Genomic DNA, 14,858 nt, shown 5'->3' on the forward strand with positions numbered 1-14,858 from the left:
TCGTTCACCTCGACTGAAACATGCGCTAACACGGAAATAAACCGCATGGGCGTGCGGCTCCGCAACGAACGCGGCGCCGTGCCCGCCTCGCGCCTGCCGATCACCAACCCGAAAGCCGGCTTCGCCTCTGACGGCATCCACGCTTCCGAAGCAGGCTATCGCCTGGGCGGAGCATCTGCTGGATTTCGTGCTGGACCGCGCTGAGGTACGTTGAGATTGAGGTCAGGGCGAGCCGAGAATTGCGGGTTCCGCAGACTTGTCGTGCAAGGCCATCAACGTCTGTTGGGTGGTCAGCGCAAACGCTGGCGATGAGCTGAAGGCTCCTGAACCTCGTCATTCCAGGGCGGAGCAAGGAGCGAAGCGACGCGCGCAGACCCTGGAATCCATGCCGTTGCCTGGACCGAAGTGTGCAACGGTGCAGAATTCTGGATCGCCGCGGCGCTTCCAAGTCTCGGCATGGATCCTCGGTCTGCGCGCGTCGCTTCGCTCCTTGCTCCGCCCGTGGATGACGACCGCGATGGGCGTCGAGGCCAATCGCCAAGGCATAGGACGTGCCAACGCACACTAACCAACCGGTCAAAACTTCTGTGTTAAGGAACTAAGCCCAGTGCCCTAGCACAGCGGCAAGCGAGATGGCCACCATGGCGAGCAGCGCCAGCTTCCAGAAATCGCCGCGCCGCTTCAGCCCCGGCCATCCCAGCGGCTTGATGACCTGGATCAGCATGATGCCGCAGATGACTAGGGCGAGCAGTTTCGTCATGCCGCCTTTGACCAGCAACGATGGCGGCTGTCAAAGCTGTTCTTAGGGCACAATTCGGGCCGAGCACTCCTGACAGAAATCGGCTTCATCCGGGCCTTGCGAGGGACACCGCGCCGCCTTCTTTCCTACCCTGCCAACCTCCTGACAGACTGCTGTCAGGAGGGGTGTGAGATACTCTTCTCATCGAAAAGAGAGGAGTGAGGTCATGAACGGTTCTACCATTCTGCGCGGCGTGCAGCACTATGTCGGCAGGATCCGCGCGGTGCGCAACGAGATCCGCACCCAGCGTTTCCTGAACACCTTGCCGGCGGATATCCGTAAGGACATCGGCTGGCCGGATCTTTACACCGGCCGCGTGCGTGAAAACTGAAATTTTGCCGCCGCGACTTGGATTGTGGCGGCACCACGCCCAGATGTAATGCGGCCAGTGATGTTGAGTTCAGGGAAAGAAGCCTTTGTTGCCGATAGCTTCACCGCAGCCTCCTGACAGTATGTTGTCAGGAGGCATACGGTAATTGGGGTGGCTTCAATCCTGACAGTTACGAACATGAACCGACTATCCGGAGTAATCCGCGTATGGTGAAAAGCTGGAACGACAGGCTGAACACGCCGGGCATCAACGGCATCAAGCCGTCGCCGCGCACGGTCGGCGATGTCGTTGAGGGCCAGTCGATGCTGGTGCCGACCGCGCGCCAGGTCGACGACTTCATCCGCTCGATCCCCGAAGGGGTGGAGATGGACGTTCGCGCGCTGCGCACCGCACTGGCCATCGAGCACGGGGCCGAAGTGACATGCCCGGTGACGATCGGCTATCATCTTCGCACCGTTGCCGAGGCCGCTCACGAGGATCTCGAGCGCGGCATGGCGCTGAGCGACGTCGCGCCGTTCTGGCGTGTGCTGGACGCTGGGACGCCGACCACGGGCAGACTGTCCTTCGGGGCGAAATTCGTTGCCGCGCAGCGCAAGCGCGAAGGGCTGAAGCCATAAACCCCCGGGGGAGAAACCGATGCGCCGCGCCGACAGGCTTTTTCAGATCGTGCAGCATTTGCGGGGTGGTCGGCTGGTCACCGCGCAGAAGCTCGGCACGTGGCTCGAGGTTTCCGAGCGCACCATTTACCGCGACATAGCCGACCTGCAGTCGACCGGCGTGCCGATCGACGGCGAAGCAGGCGTGGGCTACATGATGAGGGAGGGTTTCGACCTTCCGCCGCTGATGTTCACACGTGACGAGATCGTGGCGCTGGTTGCCGGCGCCCGCATGGTGCGCGCCTTTGGCGGCGCGGCAATGGCAAGGGCGGCCGACGAGGCGCTGGTCAAGATCGGCGCCGTGCTGCCCGACACCGAGAAGGACCGCATCGCCCGCACCGAGATCCACACGCCGATGTGGGTGGTGAGCGACGCCGCGCGCGAAGCGATCGACCTGATCGAGCGCGCCGTCGAGAAACGCCAGGTGCTGACCATCGACTATTCCGACGAGGCCGGGCGCGGCACCGCGCGCGACATCCGGCCTTTGGGCCTGTGGTTCTGGGGCAAGGTCTGGACGCTGGTCGCCTGGTGCGAGATGCGCGACGATTTCCGCGCCTTCCGCATCGACCGCATCGCCTCGGTCGTCATCGCAGGGCGTGTCTTCAAGCCTGAGCGCGGCAAGCAGCTCGCCGATTTCTACCGCGCCGTCGAGCGGTCAGAGGATTACGGCATGGCGCCCGACCGCGCCGCGCGGACGTGACTTCCTCCCAAGCTCAACAAAAAAGCCCGCTCGAAGCGGGCTTTTTTGTTGAGTACCCCGAAGGGCTTACTCCTGATCGTCGCCTTCGTCCTTGTCCTTCGACTTCAACGCCGAAAGCTTGGCGAAGACCGCGTTGGCGTCGAGCTCCTGGTCCTCGTCCTTCGGCTTCTCCGGCGCCGGCACCAGCCGTTCGGTGAGCGCGGCCGGCAGCAGCGTGTCGCCGACGGGTTGAGGCTGCTCGCGGCCGCGCGAGGCGCGGTTGACTTCGAGGTCGAGGTCGATCTGCGAGGTGAGGCCGAGCGTCACCGGGTCCATCGGCTGCAGATTGGCCGAGTTCCAGTGCTTGCGCTCGCGGATCTGCTCAATGGTCGACTTGGTGGTGCCTACGAGACGGGCAATCTGCGCGTCCTTGAGCTCGGGATGGTTGCGCACCAGCCACAGGATGGCATTCGGCCGGTCCTGGCGCTTCGACAGCGGCGTGTAGCGCGGGCCCTTGCGCTTCGATTCCGGCACCCGCACCTTCGGCTCCGACAGCTTCAGCCGGTAATTGACGTCCTTCTCGCCGCGCGCGATCTCGTCGCGCGTCAGCTGGCCGGTGATGATCGGGTCCATGCCCTTGATGCCCTGCGCCGACTCGCCGTCCGCGATCGCCTTGACCTCGAGCGGATGCAGCCCGCAGAACTGCGCGATCTGCTCGAAGGAGAGCGCGGTGTTGTCGACCAGCCAGACGGCGGTCGCCTTGGGCATCAGCAGCGTATTGGCCATGTCAAAAATCCTTCTCGTTCGCCCGCGTTCCCGCGCGGGCGGTGGTTTTAGAGCCACCAAAATGGGAAATTCGCGGCCTGTATAAACGCTCCCTCGAATTTTCGCAATGTTTTTGGGAAGGACCCGATTCAGGGCCCTGAAAAGACAAAACCCGCTGGACGAGGTCCAGCGGGTTTGGAACCGGAAACGAAGCAAGCGTCTCGACGGCTCTTGCTTGCCTGTCCAGCCCGGCCTTGCGGCCGGGCTGCGTCTGATTACACCGCCTGGCGGGCGATGCGCTCGATGTCGCCACGGCTGATACCAAGGTCGTTCAGCTGGCGGGCATTGAGCTTGTTCAGCTCGCGCACGGTTTCGTTGTACATGCGCCACTTACGGAAAGCACGGATCGGGTTCATTTCAGTTTCTCCAGTCATTTGAGGAAATCGTTTGATGCCGCGTAAATAGGCATGCCTGCCCAAGAATTGAACGGACGCTTTTGCATGGCCGCAATGCGTTTTGTGCATTGCACCATTAAGCCTTTGTTCAGCTTGTCACTCGGGGACGCGCGGCGCCTGAGGATGTGCGGAGATTCAGGTCAGGCCGAGACGAAAATGGCAGCTTCCGAGAACCGGAGCGGAGCGTACTTAAGTACGTGAGCACCGGAAGCGGAGGAAGCTGTCATTTGCAGGCCGGCCTCACCTGAATGTGCGCACATCCTAGCCGACGTCGAGGACGATCTTGCCTATATGCTCACCCTCTTCCATCCGCTCATGCGCCCGCCAGGCTTCGGTGAGCGGAAAGATCATGTCCATGACGGGAGCCACCTTGCGCGTGCCGAGCAGCGGCCACACCTGCGCCTCCAGCGCGGCCGCGATCGCCGCCTTGAACTCGACGGTGCGCGGGCGAAGCGTCGAGCCGGTATGGGTCAGACGCTTGACCATGAGCGTCCCGAAATTGGTGCTTGCGATAGCGCCAGCCTGCACCGCGATCTGGACGATCCGCCCCTCGACGGCCGCGGCTTCGTAGTTGCGGGCGACATAATCGCCGCCAACCATGTCGAGGATGACGTCGGCGCCCTTACCGTCGGTCGCCTCCTTGACCGCGGCGACGAAATCCTCCTCGCGATAATTGATCGCCCGGTCGGCGCTGAGCTTCAGGCAGGCGTCGCATTTCTCCCTGCTGCCGGCAGTGGTGATCACATAGGCGCCGAAGGCCGAGGCAAGCTGGATGGCGGTGGTGCCGATGCCGGACGAGCCGCCATGGACGAGCAGCGTCTCGCCCTTCTTCAGGCCGCCGCGCTCGAACACATTGTGCCAGACAGTGAAGTAGTTCTCCGGCACCGCCGCGCCCTCCGAATGCGTGAAGCCCGCCGGCAGCGGCAGCACGCTGCCGGCATGCACCTTGACATATTCGGCATAGCCGCCGCCCGGCGTCAGCGCGCAAACCCGGTCGCCGATGCGCCAGCGCGATATGTCGTCGCCAAGCGCCACGATTTCACCCGAGGCTTCGAGGCCAGGCAGGTCCGAGGCGCCGGGCGGCGGCGGATAGGCGCCCTTGCGCTGCTGCACGTCCGGCCGGTTGACGCCGGCCGCGTGCACCCGGATCAGCACTTCGCCGGGGCCGGGCTCAGGCACATCGCGGGTTTCCGGCTTGAGCACCCTGGGGCCGCCGGGTTGCGAGATCGCGATGGCCGTCATCTTTGCCGGTATCTTGTGTCCGTTTGCCATGGCTTTCCCGTCTCCTCGGATCCCTTGTCGTCGCTCGTGGTTTGCATCGGCGCCCCTGCCCTATGTATGCTGATCGCCAAATCAGGCAAATGGCCAAGCAAGGGAGAAGCGACGATGGCGATCTTCGACGACGAACCCAGGAAGAAGCCGCGCCCGCACGAGATCGGCCAGGATCTGTCGCTGCTTTCCGTCGACGAATTGTCGGAGCGCATCGCGCTGCTGCGCGACGAGATCTCCAGGCTGGAGGCAGAGCGGGTCGCCAAGGGCGCCACCAAATCCGCCGCCGACGCATTGTTCCGCCGCGGATAATTTCGTCGGCGCGCAAGACTGCCGCCGAAAAGCCCCAATACGCCTGTTTTCAGACCCCGGCGCCCGAACCAGGACAAGCGATGTTTGCAACCTACCGACCGATCCTCTCGCTGCTGCGCGGTACCGCCTTCCTGCTCGCTGCATCCGGCCTGCACGGGCTGCTGTTGCCGCTGCGCGGCCAGATCGAGGGCTTTTCGACGGCATCGCTCGGCCTGATGGGCACGGCCTGGGCCGGCGGCTTCGTCACCGGCTGTTTCTTCGCGCCGCGGCTGGTGCGCCGCGCCGGCCATGTCAGGGCCTTCGGCGCCTTCGCCGCGTCGGGCGCCATCATCGCGCTGCTCACCGGCCTCATCATCAACGAGTATTTCTGGATCCTTTTGCGCGCCTTCACCGGCTTCACCATGGCCGGCGCGTTCATGGTGATCGAGAGCTGGCTGAACGAGAAGGCGACCAACGAGAACCGCGGCACCGTCTTCGGCCTTTATATGATGGTCACCTATGCCTCGATCATGGGCGGCCAGATGATCGTCGCCGGCGGCGATGTGCGGTCGGCTTCGCTGTTCATGATCACCGGCATCCTGTTTTGCCTGTCGCTCATTCCGACGGCGGTTTCTACCCAATCGACCCCGAAACCGCTGCAGGACGTCAAGCTCGACGTCAAAGGCCTCTACGCCAATTCGCCGGTGTCGGCGGTGGCCTGCCTCCTGGTCGGCATCGCCAATGGTGCCTGGGGCACGCTGGGCGCGGTCTATGGCGCGCGCATAGGCATCTCCACCGCCGAGATCGCGCTGATGATGAGCCTTGTGGTCGTTGCCGGCGCCGCCATGCAGCTTCCGGCCGGACGCCTTTCCGATACAACCGACCGCCGCTTCGTGCTGGCGGGTGCTGCCTTCGGCGCGGCTCTGGTCGCGGTGCTGATCTTCCTGATTGCGCCGCGTTCAGGTGTCTTCGTCATCGTGCTGACCGCCGCCTATGGCGGTTTCGCCTACACGCTCTATTCGATCGCCGTCGCGCATGCCAACGACCACGCCCGCCCCGAGGACTTCGTCAAGGTTTCCGGCGGCCTGCTCCTGCTCTACGGCTTCGGCACCATGATCGGCCCGCTTTTGGCAGCGGCCCTGATGGGTTCGGTGCGTCCGGAAGGGCTTTTTCTTGCAACCGCGCTCGCGCATCTCAGCCTCGCCGGTTACACGCTGCTGCGTATCCGCGCCCGCGCGCCCGTGCCGATCGAAAACCGCGATGCCTTCAAGACGCAACCCGCGGACCGTGCGGTCACGCCCGAAGCAACCCGGCTCGATCCGCGCAGAAAGATTGAAACCAATAGTTGAGATTCCGAAAACTTTGCCCCACAAATGAAGGCATGATCTTTTCTGATGCCTTCGTGGCGATCGCCGATCCCAATCGGCGCTATCTCTTGGAAGAACTCCGGCGCGGCCCGAAGACGGTGAACGAATTGGCGGCCGGACTGCCCGTCTCGCGCCCGGCGGTTTCCCAGCATCTCAAGGTCCTGCTCGATGCCGGCCTGGTCAAGGCCAAGGCCGAAGGCACGCGGCGCGTCTATACTGTCAGCAGCGCCGGCTTCCTCAGGCTCAACATCTGGCTCGACCAGTTCTGGGAAACGGCGCCGGGGGAATAGCTCTCGCGACTGCCGATTGCCAGTTCGACGGCAATCGGAGTCGCGAAAGACGTCAGCTTGCCGACAGGGCTCTGCCGAGCATGTCCAGCAGGATGTTGGTTCCATGCTCGCGTGTCGATGACGTGTCATGGCCGTCGAGGAAGGCGCCCTGCTCGGTCAGCACCAGCCTCGTGCCCGCGCCTTCCGGCCGCAATTCCATTGTTGCCAGCGACACCGAGATACGGATGTCGCCGAACAGCATGTCGTAGCTGTAGACGATGCGCTCGTTGGGCACGATGTCGAGGTAGGTAGCGGTGTAGGTATGAAGCGGTCCGTCCTTCGGCCCGCCAGTGTTGACCTCCTGGCCGCCGATGCGGAAGTCCATCCGATAGCTGTCGGGTCTGGGGTTGGCCGGATCGGCGAACCAGCGCTTCTTGGCCTCCTTGTCGCTCAGCGCGAAATAGACCTTCTCGGGCGCCACCGGGTAGACGCGCTCGATGACGAAGGTGGAATGGACGACGGATCGTTCAGTCATGACGGGTCCCTTCAGGTGTGGTCTTTGGTCTCAGCCAGGAAATCGCCGAGACGATCGAGCCGGCGCTCCCAGGCGAGCCGCCGCTCGTTAATCCAGTTCTCCGCCGCGCCCAGTGCCTTCGGCTCGATCTGGCAGGTGCGCACTCGGCCAAGCTTTTCGGTCCTGACCAGGCCGCTCGCCTCGAGCACGTTGAGATGCTGGACGACGGCCGACAATGACATCGCCAGCGGCTCGGCCAGCTGGCTGACCGACGCCGGCCCACGCGACAGCCGGTCCACCATCTGGCGCCGAGCCGGATCGGCAAGCGCCTGAAACATCAAATCGAGCTGGGCCGGATCATGCAGCATCTTGTTCTAGTCGTTGTTATAGGGAAAGAGCTTGAAATAGGGCTGCGCTTCCTCGATGACGCGGGCGAAGGACGGACGCGCCAGCAGCCGGTCGTGGTAGCGTTTCACCGCCGGGAATTTTTCGCCGAACGGCTCGACCTTGTTGGCGTAGAACAGCGCCGGCGCGGCGGCGCAATCGGCCATGGTGAAGCTCTCGGCCACCGCCCAGGTCCTTCCCGCCATCTCCTCTTCGATAATGGCGTAGGAATTGCGCAGTTGCGCGCGGGCCTCCTCGACGCCGAACGGATCGGTCCTGTCCTTTGGCCGCAGCCTGTCGCCGACGATCTTCTGCATCGGATGCTGCACGTAAAAATCGTAGAAGCGGTCGGCCTGGCGGACCTGCAAAGCGAGATCGACGTCGGCCGGAACAAGCTCGACCGGCCCCGGATAGTGAGCGGCGAGATATTCGACCACCATGGTGGATTCCAGCACCGTGCGGCCCCGCGCGTCATCACGAAGCGCCGGCATCTTGCCGGTCGGCGATACCTTCAAGAAGGCGGCGCGAGAAGCCTCGTCGCCCAGGTCGACGATCACCGGTTCGAAAGGCGTGCCGTTCTCGTAAAACGCGATCAGCGGCTTCCAGCAGAATGAGGCCAGCGGGTGGAAATGCAGCGTCAGGGACATTCTCGCTCTCTTTCGCGTTTGGCCATAGGGCAATGCTGAAGTAATTGCTTCACTATTGTCGTAAGCTCGCTGAGTCAAGCCGGAGCTTCCGCGCCGAGCACCCCGACACAGGGGTTTTGAAAGGTTGCCGTCTGTCTTGGCACAAGATTTTCCATTCATTTCCGCGAAATCAGCGCAAACGCCGGGGATGTTGAAGCCGCCCCAACCTCGTCATTCTATGGCGGAGCAAGGAGCGAAGCGACGCGCGCAGACCATAGAATCCATGCCGTGACTTCTAAGCGCCGCCACGGTACAGAATTCTGCTCCGTTGCACTCCTGGGCGAAGGTAACGGCATGGATTCTAGGGTCTGCGCGCGTCGCTTCGCTCCTTGCTCCGCCCTAGAATGACGATCGCGATGGGCGTTTCGGCCAACCTCCAAGGCATGCCGCCTGCCAACGCAAACAAAGCCAACCGGTCAAAATCCCTGTGCAGTGCCACTAGCCGTGCGCGGCGATGGCGTCGACGATTTGCAGCCAGTCGTTGCGATGCAGCTCATGGCCGCCGCCTTCGATCTTGACCAGCCTTGCGCCGGGAACGGCCTTTGCCAGAGCTTCGCCATGTTCGATCGGAAAGAGCGGATCGGCGGTGCCGTGGATGACAAGCAGCGGTGCCGCCAGGTCTCGCACCGTCCGTTTCGGGCCGCCGCCCTTGAGCAGGAAATGGTTGGTCGTGCTGGCGAGGCCGCCGGAGCGATCATAGTCCGCCTCGATCATCGCGCGCGTGCATTCCTCGTCGAATGGATGGCGCGTGCTGGCGATCGCGCGGGCATCCTTGACCATGAAGTCGATCACCTGCTCCCGCTTCGACCAGTCGACGTCGCCGCCTTGCGCTGAATGCTCCTTGTAGGCTTCGGTCGCTCCGGGCAGGCCGGACGTATCGACGCCGAGCGGCGAAGATGAGATCACGGTGAGCGCGCCGACGCGTTCGGGATATTTCAGCGCCACGCTCTGCGCGAGCATGCCGCCCATCGACATGCCGACGACATGCGCCTTGCCGACGCCGTGGTCGTCGAGCACGCGAATGGCATCGTCCACCATGTGCTCGAAATTGTAGGGCGGCGCGCCTGGCGGATACTTCGTCGACAGGCCGGTGTCGCGGTTGTCGTAGCGGATGACGAAGCGGCCGCGCCCGGCGAGCTGCCGGCAGAAGGCTTCGGGCCACCACGACATCGATGCCATGGCGCCCATGATCAAAAGGATCGGCGGATCTTTCGGACTGCCGAAGCTTTCCGAAACGACGTCGGGGCGCTGTGTTGTGGTGGTCATCTGCTCCTCCAATCCGATTGCAATTTGCAATCAGTTGCACGATACTGAAACCGATATCATAATGCAACTGGTTTTTCTGGAGACTGCCATGAACATCGACCGCCGGTCCGGTTGCCCGATCAATCTGTCGCTCGAGGTCTTCGGCGACCGTTGGAGCCTGATCATCCTGCGCGACATGATCTTTGGCGGCCGGCGTCATTTTCGCGAACTGCTCAATGGCTCGCTGGAGGGCATTGCCTCCAACATCCTGGCCGACCGGCTGAAGCGGCTGATGGCGCTCGGCCTGCTGACCAAGGCTGACGACCCCAGCCACAAGCAGAAGGCGATCTACAGCCTGACCGAGATGGCGATCACGCTGGTGCCGATCATGGCGCAGCTCGGCGCCTGGGGCCGGGTCTGGCTGCCGGTCAGCGAAGAATTGTCGATCCGCGCCGAGCTGCTCGAAAAGGGCGGTCCGCCGCTATGGGAGCAGTTCATGGACGAATTGCGCCACGAGCATCTGGGCGCGCCCTCGAGGACACCACCCGGCGCGCCGACCGTGCGCCAGCAGTTGCGGGCAGCTTATGAGGCCGTCGTCGAGCGCAAGGCCGAGGAACTTCGCAACATCAAGACAGAAGCTTGAAGCGCGTTGCGCGGATCCGGTTAGCGCGACGCGCTTTACGATGAAGAAACGCACGTAAACGCGTCAGATGCCCTCGCCGGCGAGTTCTTCCGAAAGCGTCGAGACCTGGTTCTGGGCGCTGCGCATCATCGGATAGATCGCCAGCACTTTTTGCCAGGCCTCCAGTGCCGACTGCTTGTGGCCGGTCTCGGTCATGATCTGGGCGAGGCCCGAGAGCGCGCCGAAATGGCGCGGCTCGAGCTGCAGGGTGCGGTCGATGTCGGCCATCGACTTCCCGTAATTCTTCATCAGGAAATGCACGGTGGCGCGCCGGTTCCAGCCTTCGGCATAATCGGGCTGCAAGGTCACCACCTGGTCGAGGAAATCGAGCGCGACGTCGAATTTCTGGTCTTCCGTCGCCTTTTGCGCCCATTGCATCATCAGGTCGATCGAGGCGCTGCCCGACTGGTTCCATTCGTTCCAGATGCGGCCGGCGATGCGCTCAGCCGCCTTTTCATTGCGCTCGCGCTTCAACTCCGTGAACAGCTGGTCGAGGCGGCCTTGCCTGGTCGGCGCGGCCGGCGGCGGTGTCGCAGTGGGCGGCGCGGCATCGGGAGGCAGCGCGCCCGGCACCGTTTCTGCTCCCGCAGGCGAAGCTGCGCCGGAAAGCAAAAACGCCGTGAAAAATGCAAAGAGAATCCGCATCGCCGGAATCTAATCCCGGACGGCGGATCGTCAAAGTGATTTTAGCGTGAAAGGGCCGGCGAACCGGCACCCGACATCAGCGCGGCCTGGTCTCTTCGTGCATCTCGTTCACCCAAGCCGCTTGGCGCGTTTGGCCGACATGCACTAAGCCGCGCGCGCAAGCGTCAGCCCTGGCGCGCCTTGTAGCGCGGAGCGGTCTTGTTGATGATGTAGATGCGTCCCTTGCGGCGAACCAGCCGGTTGTCGCGGTGACGCGCCTTGAGCGCCTTGAGCGAATTCTTGATCTTCATGGTCTTGCCTGTTCGGTCAGGGCCCGTCCCGGGCCGAATTTTAAAGGCGCGCCGGAAAAAAGCGCGCCTTTGAACTTGGCGTGGCTCATAAACGAGGAGTGTTGTTCGTGTCAACCACGTGACGGCGCCGGAATAGGGCAATTGGCGCGATCCATCAAATATTCGCCACCTCGACAGGCGCGGCATTGCGCGACTCAAGGGTGGCTGGGATGGTGATCCAACGCTCAAGCGACTGGAGATCTCCCATGCGCAGCCTCTTTCTGTCCGCCTGCCTGCTCCTTCTGGCAACCGCCCCCGCTGCCTTTGCCGAGGATTGCGACCGCAGCGACGACAGCCAGTCGATGCTGAACATCTGCGCCGATGCCGACTATCAGGCCGCCGATGCCAAGCTCAACGCCACCTATAAGAACATCGTCAGCAGCAACGCTCAGGCCTCGAACAAGCTGCTACAGACGGCGCAGCGCGCCTGGATCGCCTTTCGCGATGCCGAATGCGCCTATTCGACCGCCGACAGCGAGGGCGGCTCGATCCATCCGATGGAGGTGTCGCAGTGCCTGACCAAGCTCACCAACGAGCGCATAAAGCAGCTCATCTCCGGCGCCAACTGCAAGCTGAGCGATCCGAGCTGCGCCGGCTCGGACGCGGGCGACGACGACCAGGATATGCAATAGAGCGCAATCACGGCCTGATGAGGCGCGTGAAATGGCCCATCTTGCGGCCGGGGCGCGACTCGGCCTTACCGTAGAGATGCAGCATCAGGTCGGGCTCTGCGAGCAGCGCCGGCACTTTCAGCATGTCGTCGCCGATCAGGTTTTCCATCACGCAGTCGAAATGCCGGGCGGGCGAGCCCAGCGGCAGGCCGGCGACGGCGCGGATATGCTGCTCGAACTGCGAGACGACGCAGGCGGCCTCGGTCCAATGGCCGGAATTGTGCACGCGCGGCGCCAATTCGTTGGCCAGAAGCGAGCCGTCGGCGAGTACGAAGAATTCGACGCCGATGACGCCGACATAGTCGAGCGCGGAAAGGATTTTCGCGGCGGCATCCTTGGCGGCAGCGGCCGTTTCGGAGCGGATGCTCGCCGGCAAGGTCGAGCTGCGCAATATGCCCTCGCGGTGGACATTCTCGGCCGGATCGAAGGCAGCGACAGTTCCGTCGAGACCGCGCGCGGCGATCACCGAAATCTCGCGCTCGAAGGGCACGAGCGATTCCAGGATCAGCGGCACATTGCCCATCGCCTCGCAGACGCCGGCAAAGCCGCCCGTTTCCATGTTGCGGAAGACGCGCTGGCCCTTGCCGTCATAGCCCATGCGACGGGTTTTCAGCACACCGCTGCCGTTGAACGTCCTCAACGCCTCGGTCAGCTGATCGTCATTGTCGACCGGGCAGAATTCGGCCGTGGGAATGCCGATGCCGTTCAAAAAGCTTTTCTCGGTGACGCGATCCTGCGCAACTTCGAGCGCGCGGGCCGGCGGATAGACTGGAACCCTCGCCGCCAGCGTTTCGGCGGCGGCGACCGGGACATTCTCGAATTCGTAGGTGACGACGGCGCTGGCGACAGCGAGCTCGGCAAGCGCCGGCGGATCGTCATAGGCGGCGACGATCTGCCGGTTGGCGACCTGGGCCGCCGGGCAGTCGGCCTGGGGCTCCAGGACGACGATGCGGTAGCCGAGGCGGGCGGCAGCCATCGCCAGCATGCGGCCGAGTTGGCCGCCGCCGATGATGCCGATGGTCGATCCGGGGGCCAGGCTCACGGCGCGTCCGTCGGCTCGGTGGCGACCTTGGCGGTCTGCGCCGAACGCCAGGCGTCGAGCCGGGCGGCGAGCTTGTCGTCGTTGAGCGCCAGCACCGCCGCGGCAAGCAGCGCGGCATTGGCCGCGCCGGCCTTGCCGATCGCCAGTGTGCCGACCGGAATGCCGGCCGGCATCTGCACGATGGAGAGCAGCGAGTCCTGGCCCGACAGCGCCTTGGATTCGACCGGAACGCCGAAGACGGGCAGCGGCGTCATCGCTGCGGTCATGCCGGGCAGATGCGCCGCGCCGCCGGCGCCGGCGATGATGACCTTGAAGCCGGCGGCCTTGGCGCCCTTGGCGAAGTCATAGAGACGGTCGGGTGTGCGGTGAGCGGAGACAATCAGCCTTTTGTGCGGGATGCCGAGCGCATCCAGGGTTTCGGCCGCCTGGCGCATCGTCGCCCAGTCGGACTGGCTGCCCATGATAATGGCGACGTCGGCACGCTGATCGGTCAAGGTTTCGCTCCCGGCGGCAAAGGCGCGCCTTAGCGGAATTCGCCGATAGCCGCAAGGATTGTCGATGCCGGCGGCCAGCTAGTCCGGCCAGCGCAACGATCCGGCCGAATCCTTGCGCGCCACTTTCATCGCGTCAGTCGGCCGGTCCTTCGCCGTCAGCACCGCGCGCAGTTGCTCGGCCACGATCTCCGCCTCGCCGGGATGCAAATTGCAGGGGTCGAGGAAGAAATGGCCGCGCTCGACCTCGTGATTCCGCACGATGATCGGCGGCGAGCCGGCAGCGAGCGCGGAGGCAAGTCCGGCAGCGGTGAAGCGGCTCTCAGGGCGCACGAACACCTGCAGGCGATCGAGAGGGTTGTTGGTCGGGTCGGGAATGATTTGCGCATTGATGCCCGGAATGCCCTGGACCGCGTCCTTCCACAGATTGAGCGCCGCCTCCTCGCGCCGGCGAATGCCTGTATGGTCGCGCCTCTCCCAGGCGTCGAGCGCCGCCATCGTGCCGGCGATGCTTTCCTTGCCGACCTTCATGGCGCGCGCCACGCCGCGGTTCTGCAGATAGGCGGCGCGCACCAGGTCCTTGCGGCCGGTGACGATGCCGCTGGTAGGCCCTGAAAGGAATTTGTGGCCGCTATAGACCACGATGTCGGCGCCGCGCGCCAGGAAGCTGCGCAGATCGTATTCCGAGGCGGCGTCGACGATCACCGGAACGCCCTTGGCGTGGCAGATCTCGCAGAACTCCTCCAGCGAAAGCATGCCGTACTGCACCGTATGGTGGGCGACGACGTAGAGGGCCGCCGCCGTGCGCTCATTGATTGCCTCGCGCACATGGTAGTCCTGCGTGACGCTGACTGTGCCCGCCGGAATGACCTTGGCGCCGGCGACGCGGACCGACTGGTCGATGGGCGCGCCATAGTTGACGATGTGGCCAAGCTGGATCACGACTTCCGACTTCAGCCCTTCCGTGTCGTCCGGCAGCCGCTCGATTGCCAGAAGGTTGGTGCCGGTCATCGCGCCGGCGACCGCCATGGTGATGCCTGAGGCGCAGCAGGCGGTGATGAAGCCGGCTTCGCCGCCGGTGAGACGAGCCACGACCGCGCTCGCTGCGCGCTGCAAATCGTCCATCTCCACCCATTGCGAGGCCATCTCGGCCATGGCGCTGATCGCCTCGGGCACGATGATCGAAGCACCCAATGCCGTCATCGTGCCGGAGACGTTGATGATGGGTCTCAGCCCCAGACGCTCACGGATTGTGGTGTTGGAGCCGGCGTCGGAATAGGTTTTCATG

General features: G+C 63.9%; 21 protein-coding genes and 1 pseudogene. 9 read left to right on the plus strand and 13 right to left on the minus strand.

Annotated elements, in window-relative coordinates:
* Window positions 1-30: 30 nt before the first annotated feature.
* Window positions 31-214, plus strand: a pseudogene (locus tag EN862_RS18365) (SGNH/GDSL hydrolase family protein); the annotation flags it as partial.
* Between the two features lie 384 nt (window positions 215-598).
* On the opposite strand, the gene EN862_RS18370 reads toward EN862_RS18365, so the two are convergent.
* Window positions 599-760 (minus strand): hypothetical protein, encoded by a 162-nt coding sequence (locus EN862_RS18370; RefSeq protein ID WP_127865652.1) that lies wholly within the window; start codon window positions 758-760, stop codon window positions 599-601.
* A gap of 205 nt (window positions 761-965) precedes the next feature.
* On the opposite strand from EN862_RS18370, the gene EN862_RS18375 reads away from it, so the two are divergent.
* The 3 genes from EN862_RS18375 (at window position 966) to EN862_RS18385 (ending at window position 2,486) form a co-directional block, all read left to right on the plus strand.
* A complete protein-coding gene (locus EN862_RS18375) occupies window positions 966-1,130 on the plus strand; it encodes a hypothetical protein (RefSeq protein WP_127865651.1) in 165 nt (54 codons plus the stop codon).
* Window positions 1,131-1,336: 206 nt separating this feature from the next.
* Window positions 1,337-1,747, plus strand: a complete 411-nt coding sequence (locus EN862_RS18380) for a hypothetical protein (RefSeq protein WP_189401832.1) — start codon at window positions 1,337-1,339, stop codon at window positions 1,745-1,747.
* Window positions 1,748-1,766: 19 nt separating this feature from the next.
* Window positions 1,767-2,486, plus strand: a complete 720-nt coding sequence (locus EN862_RS18385; protein ID WP_127865650.1) for a YafY family protein — start codon at window positions 1,767-1,769, stop codon at window positions 2,484-2,486.
* A gap of 66 nt (window positions 2,487-2,552) precedes the next feature.
* Here the strand turns inward: EN862_RS18385 and EN862_RS18390 are convergent, their stop codons facing one another.
* The 3 genes from EN862_RS18390 to EN862_RS18400 form a co-directional block, all read right to left on the minus strand.
* Window positions 2,553-3,251, minus strand: a complete 699-nt coding sequence (locus EN862_RS18390; protein ID WP_127865649.1) for a DUF1013 domain-containing protein — start codon at window positions 3,249-3,251, stop codon at window positions 2,553-2,555.
* 254 nt (window positions 3,252-3,505) lie between these two features.
* On the minus strand, window positions 3,506-3,646 hold the full coding sequence (locus tag EN862_RS18395; RefSeq protein WP_095816751.1) for a DUF1127 domain-containing protein: 141 nt from the start codon (window positions 3,644-3,646) through the stop codon (window positions 3,506-3,508).
* A gap of 300 nt (window positions 3,647-3,946) precedes the next feature.
* Window positions 3,947-4,957, minus strand: coding sequence for an NAD(P)H-quinone oxidoreductase (locus tag EN862_RS18400; RefSeq protein WP_127865648.1), 1,011 nt, complete (start codon window positions 4,955-4,957; stop codon window positions 3,947-3,949).
* A gap of 114 nt (window positions 4,958-5,071) precedes the next feature.
* Between EN862_RS18400 and EN862_RS18405 the strand changes: the two genes are divergently transcribed.
* From EN862_RS18405 to EN862_RS18415, 3 genes are all read left to right on the plus strand, one after another.
* Window positions 5,072-5,266 (plus strand): DUF1192 domain-containing protein, encoded by a 195-nt coding sequence (locus EN862_RS18405; RefSeq protein ID WP_127865647.1) that lies wholly within the window; start codon window positions 5,072-5,074, stop codon window positions 5,264-5,266.
* A gap of 80 nt (window positions 5,267-5,346) precedes the next feature.
* Complete coding sequence (locus tag EN862_RS18410) at window positions 5,347-6,594, plus strand: MFS transporter (RefSeq protein ID WP_127865646.1); 1,248 nt, start codon at window positions 5,347-5,349, stop codon at window positions 6,592-6,594.
* Window positions 6,595-6,626: 32 nt separating this feature from the next.
* Window positions 6,627-6,902, plus strand: a complete 276-nt coding sequence (locus tag EN862_RS18415; protein WP_112129620.1) for a metalloregulator ArsR/SmtB family transcription factor — start codon at window positions 6,627-6,629, stop codon at window positions 6,900-6,902.
* Window positions 6,903-6,954: 52 nt separating this feature from the next.
* Here EN862_RS18415 and EN862_RS18420 read toward each other — a convergent pair whose 3' ends face one another.
* From EN862_RS18420 to EN862_RS18435, 4 genes are all read right to left on the minus strand, one after another.
* Window positions 6,955-7,416, minus strand: a complete 462-nt coding sequence (locus tag EN862_RS18420) for an SRPBCC family protein (protein ID WP_127865645.1) — start codon at window positions 7,414-7,416, stop codon at window positions 6,955-6,957.
* A gap of 11 nt (window positions 7,417-7,427) precedes the next feature.
* Entirely contained in the window at window positions 7,428-7,763 is a 336-nt protein-coding gene (locus EN862_RS18425; protein WP_127865644.1) for a metalloregulator ArsR/SmtB family transcription factor, read from the minus strand.
* 6 nt (window positions 7,764-7,769) lie between these two features.
* On the minus strand, window positions 7,770-8,426 hold the full coding sequence (locus tag EN862_RS18430; RefSeq protein WP_127865643.1) for a glutathione S-transferase family protein: 657 nt from the start codon (window positions 8,424-8,426) through the stop codon (window positions 7,770-7,772).
* Window positions 8,427-8,903: 477 nt separating this feature from the next.
* On the minus strand, window positions 8,904-9,731 hold the full coding sequence (locus EN862_RS18435; RefSeq protein ID WP_127865642.1) for an alpha/beta hydrolase: 828 nt from the start codon (window positions 9,729-9,731) through the stop codon (window positions 8,904-8,906).
* An 88-nt stretch (window positions 9,732-9,819) separates the two neighbouring features.
* Here EN862_RS18435 and EN862_RS18440 point away from each other — a divergent pair, with 88 nt between their 5' ends.
* Complete coding sequence (locus tag EN862_RS18440; protein WP_127865641.1) at window positions 9,820-10,353, plus strand: helix-turn-helix domain-containing protein; 534 nt, start codon at window positions 9,820-9,822, stop codon at window positions 10,351-10,353.
* Window positions 10,354-10,416: 63 nt separating this feature from the next.
* Here EN862_RS18440 and EN862_RS18445 read toward each other — a convergent pair whose 3' ends face one another.
* The gene (locus EN862_RS18445; protein WP_127865640.1) at window positions 10,417-11,037 is read right to left on the minus strand and encodes a hypothetical protein; all 621 of its coding nucleotides are present in this window, start codon (window positions 11,035-11,037) and stop codon (window positions 10,417-10,419) included.
* A gap of 164 nt (window positions 11,038-11,201) precedes the next feature.
* Window positions 11,202-11,327 carry a type B 50S ribosomal protein L36 gene (ykgO, locus tag EN862_RS18450; protein WP_040974291.1) on the minus strand — a complete coding sequence of 42 codons (126 nt, stop codon included), beginning with the start codon at window positions 11,325-11,327 and terminating at the stop codon, window positions 11,202-11,204.
* Between the two features lie 245 nt (window positions 11,328-11,572).
* On the opposite strand from ykgO, the gene EN862_RS18455 reads away from it, so the two are divergent.
* Window positions 11,573-11,998 (plus strand): lysozyme inhibitor LprI family protein, encoded by a 426-nt coding sequence (locus EN862_RS18455; protein WP_127865639.1) that lies wholly within the window; start codon window positions 11,573-11,575, stop codon window positions 11,996-11,998.
* A gap of 7 nt (window positions 11,999-12,005) precedes the next feature.
* On the opposite strand, the gene EN862_RS18460 is transcribed toward EN862_RS18455, so the two are convergent.
* The 3 genes from EN862_RS18460 to EN862_RS18470 form a co-directional block, all read right to left on the minus strand.
* A complete protein-coding gene (locus EN862_RS18460) occupies window positions 12,006-13,079 on the minus strand; it encodes a 5-(carboxyamino)imidazole ribonucleotide synthase (protein WP_127865638.1) in 1,074 nt (357 codons plus the stop codon).
* Complete coding sequence (gene purE / locus EN862_RS18465) at window positions 13,076-13,573, minus strand: 5-(carboxyamino)imidazole ribonucleotide mutase (protein ID WP_127865637.1); 498 nt, start codon at window positions 13,571-13,573, stop codon at window positions 13,076-13,078. The genes EN862_RS18460 and purE overlap by 4 nt, the downstream gene beginning before the upstream one ends.
* Window positions 13,574-13,651: 78 nt before the next feature.
* Window positions 13,652-14,857 carry an aminotransferase class V-fold PLP-dependent enzyme gene (locus tag EN862_RS18470; RefSeq protein ID WP_127865636.1) on the minus strand — a complete coding sequence of 402 codons (1,206 nt, stop codon included), beginning with the start codon at window positions 14,855-14,857 and terminating at the stop codon, window positions 13,652-13,654.
* Window position 14,858: the final 1 nt, after the last annotated feature.

The sequence above is a fragment of the Mesorhizobium sp. M2E.F.Ca.ET.219.01.1.1 genome, from assembly GCF_004016445.2.
Taxonomy (GTDB): domain Bacteria; phylum Pseudomonadota; class Alphaproteobacteria; order Rhizobiales; family Rhizobiaceae; genus Mesorhizobium.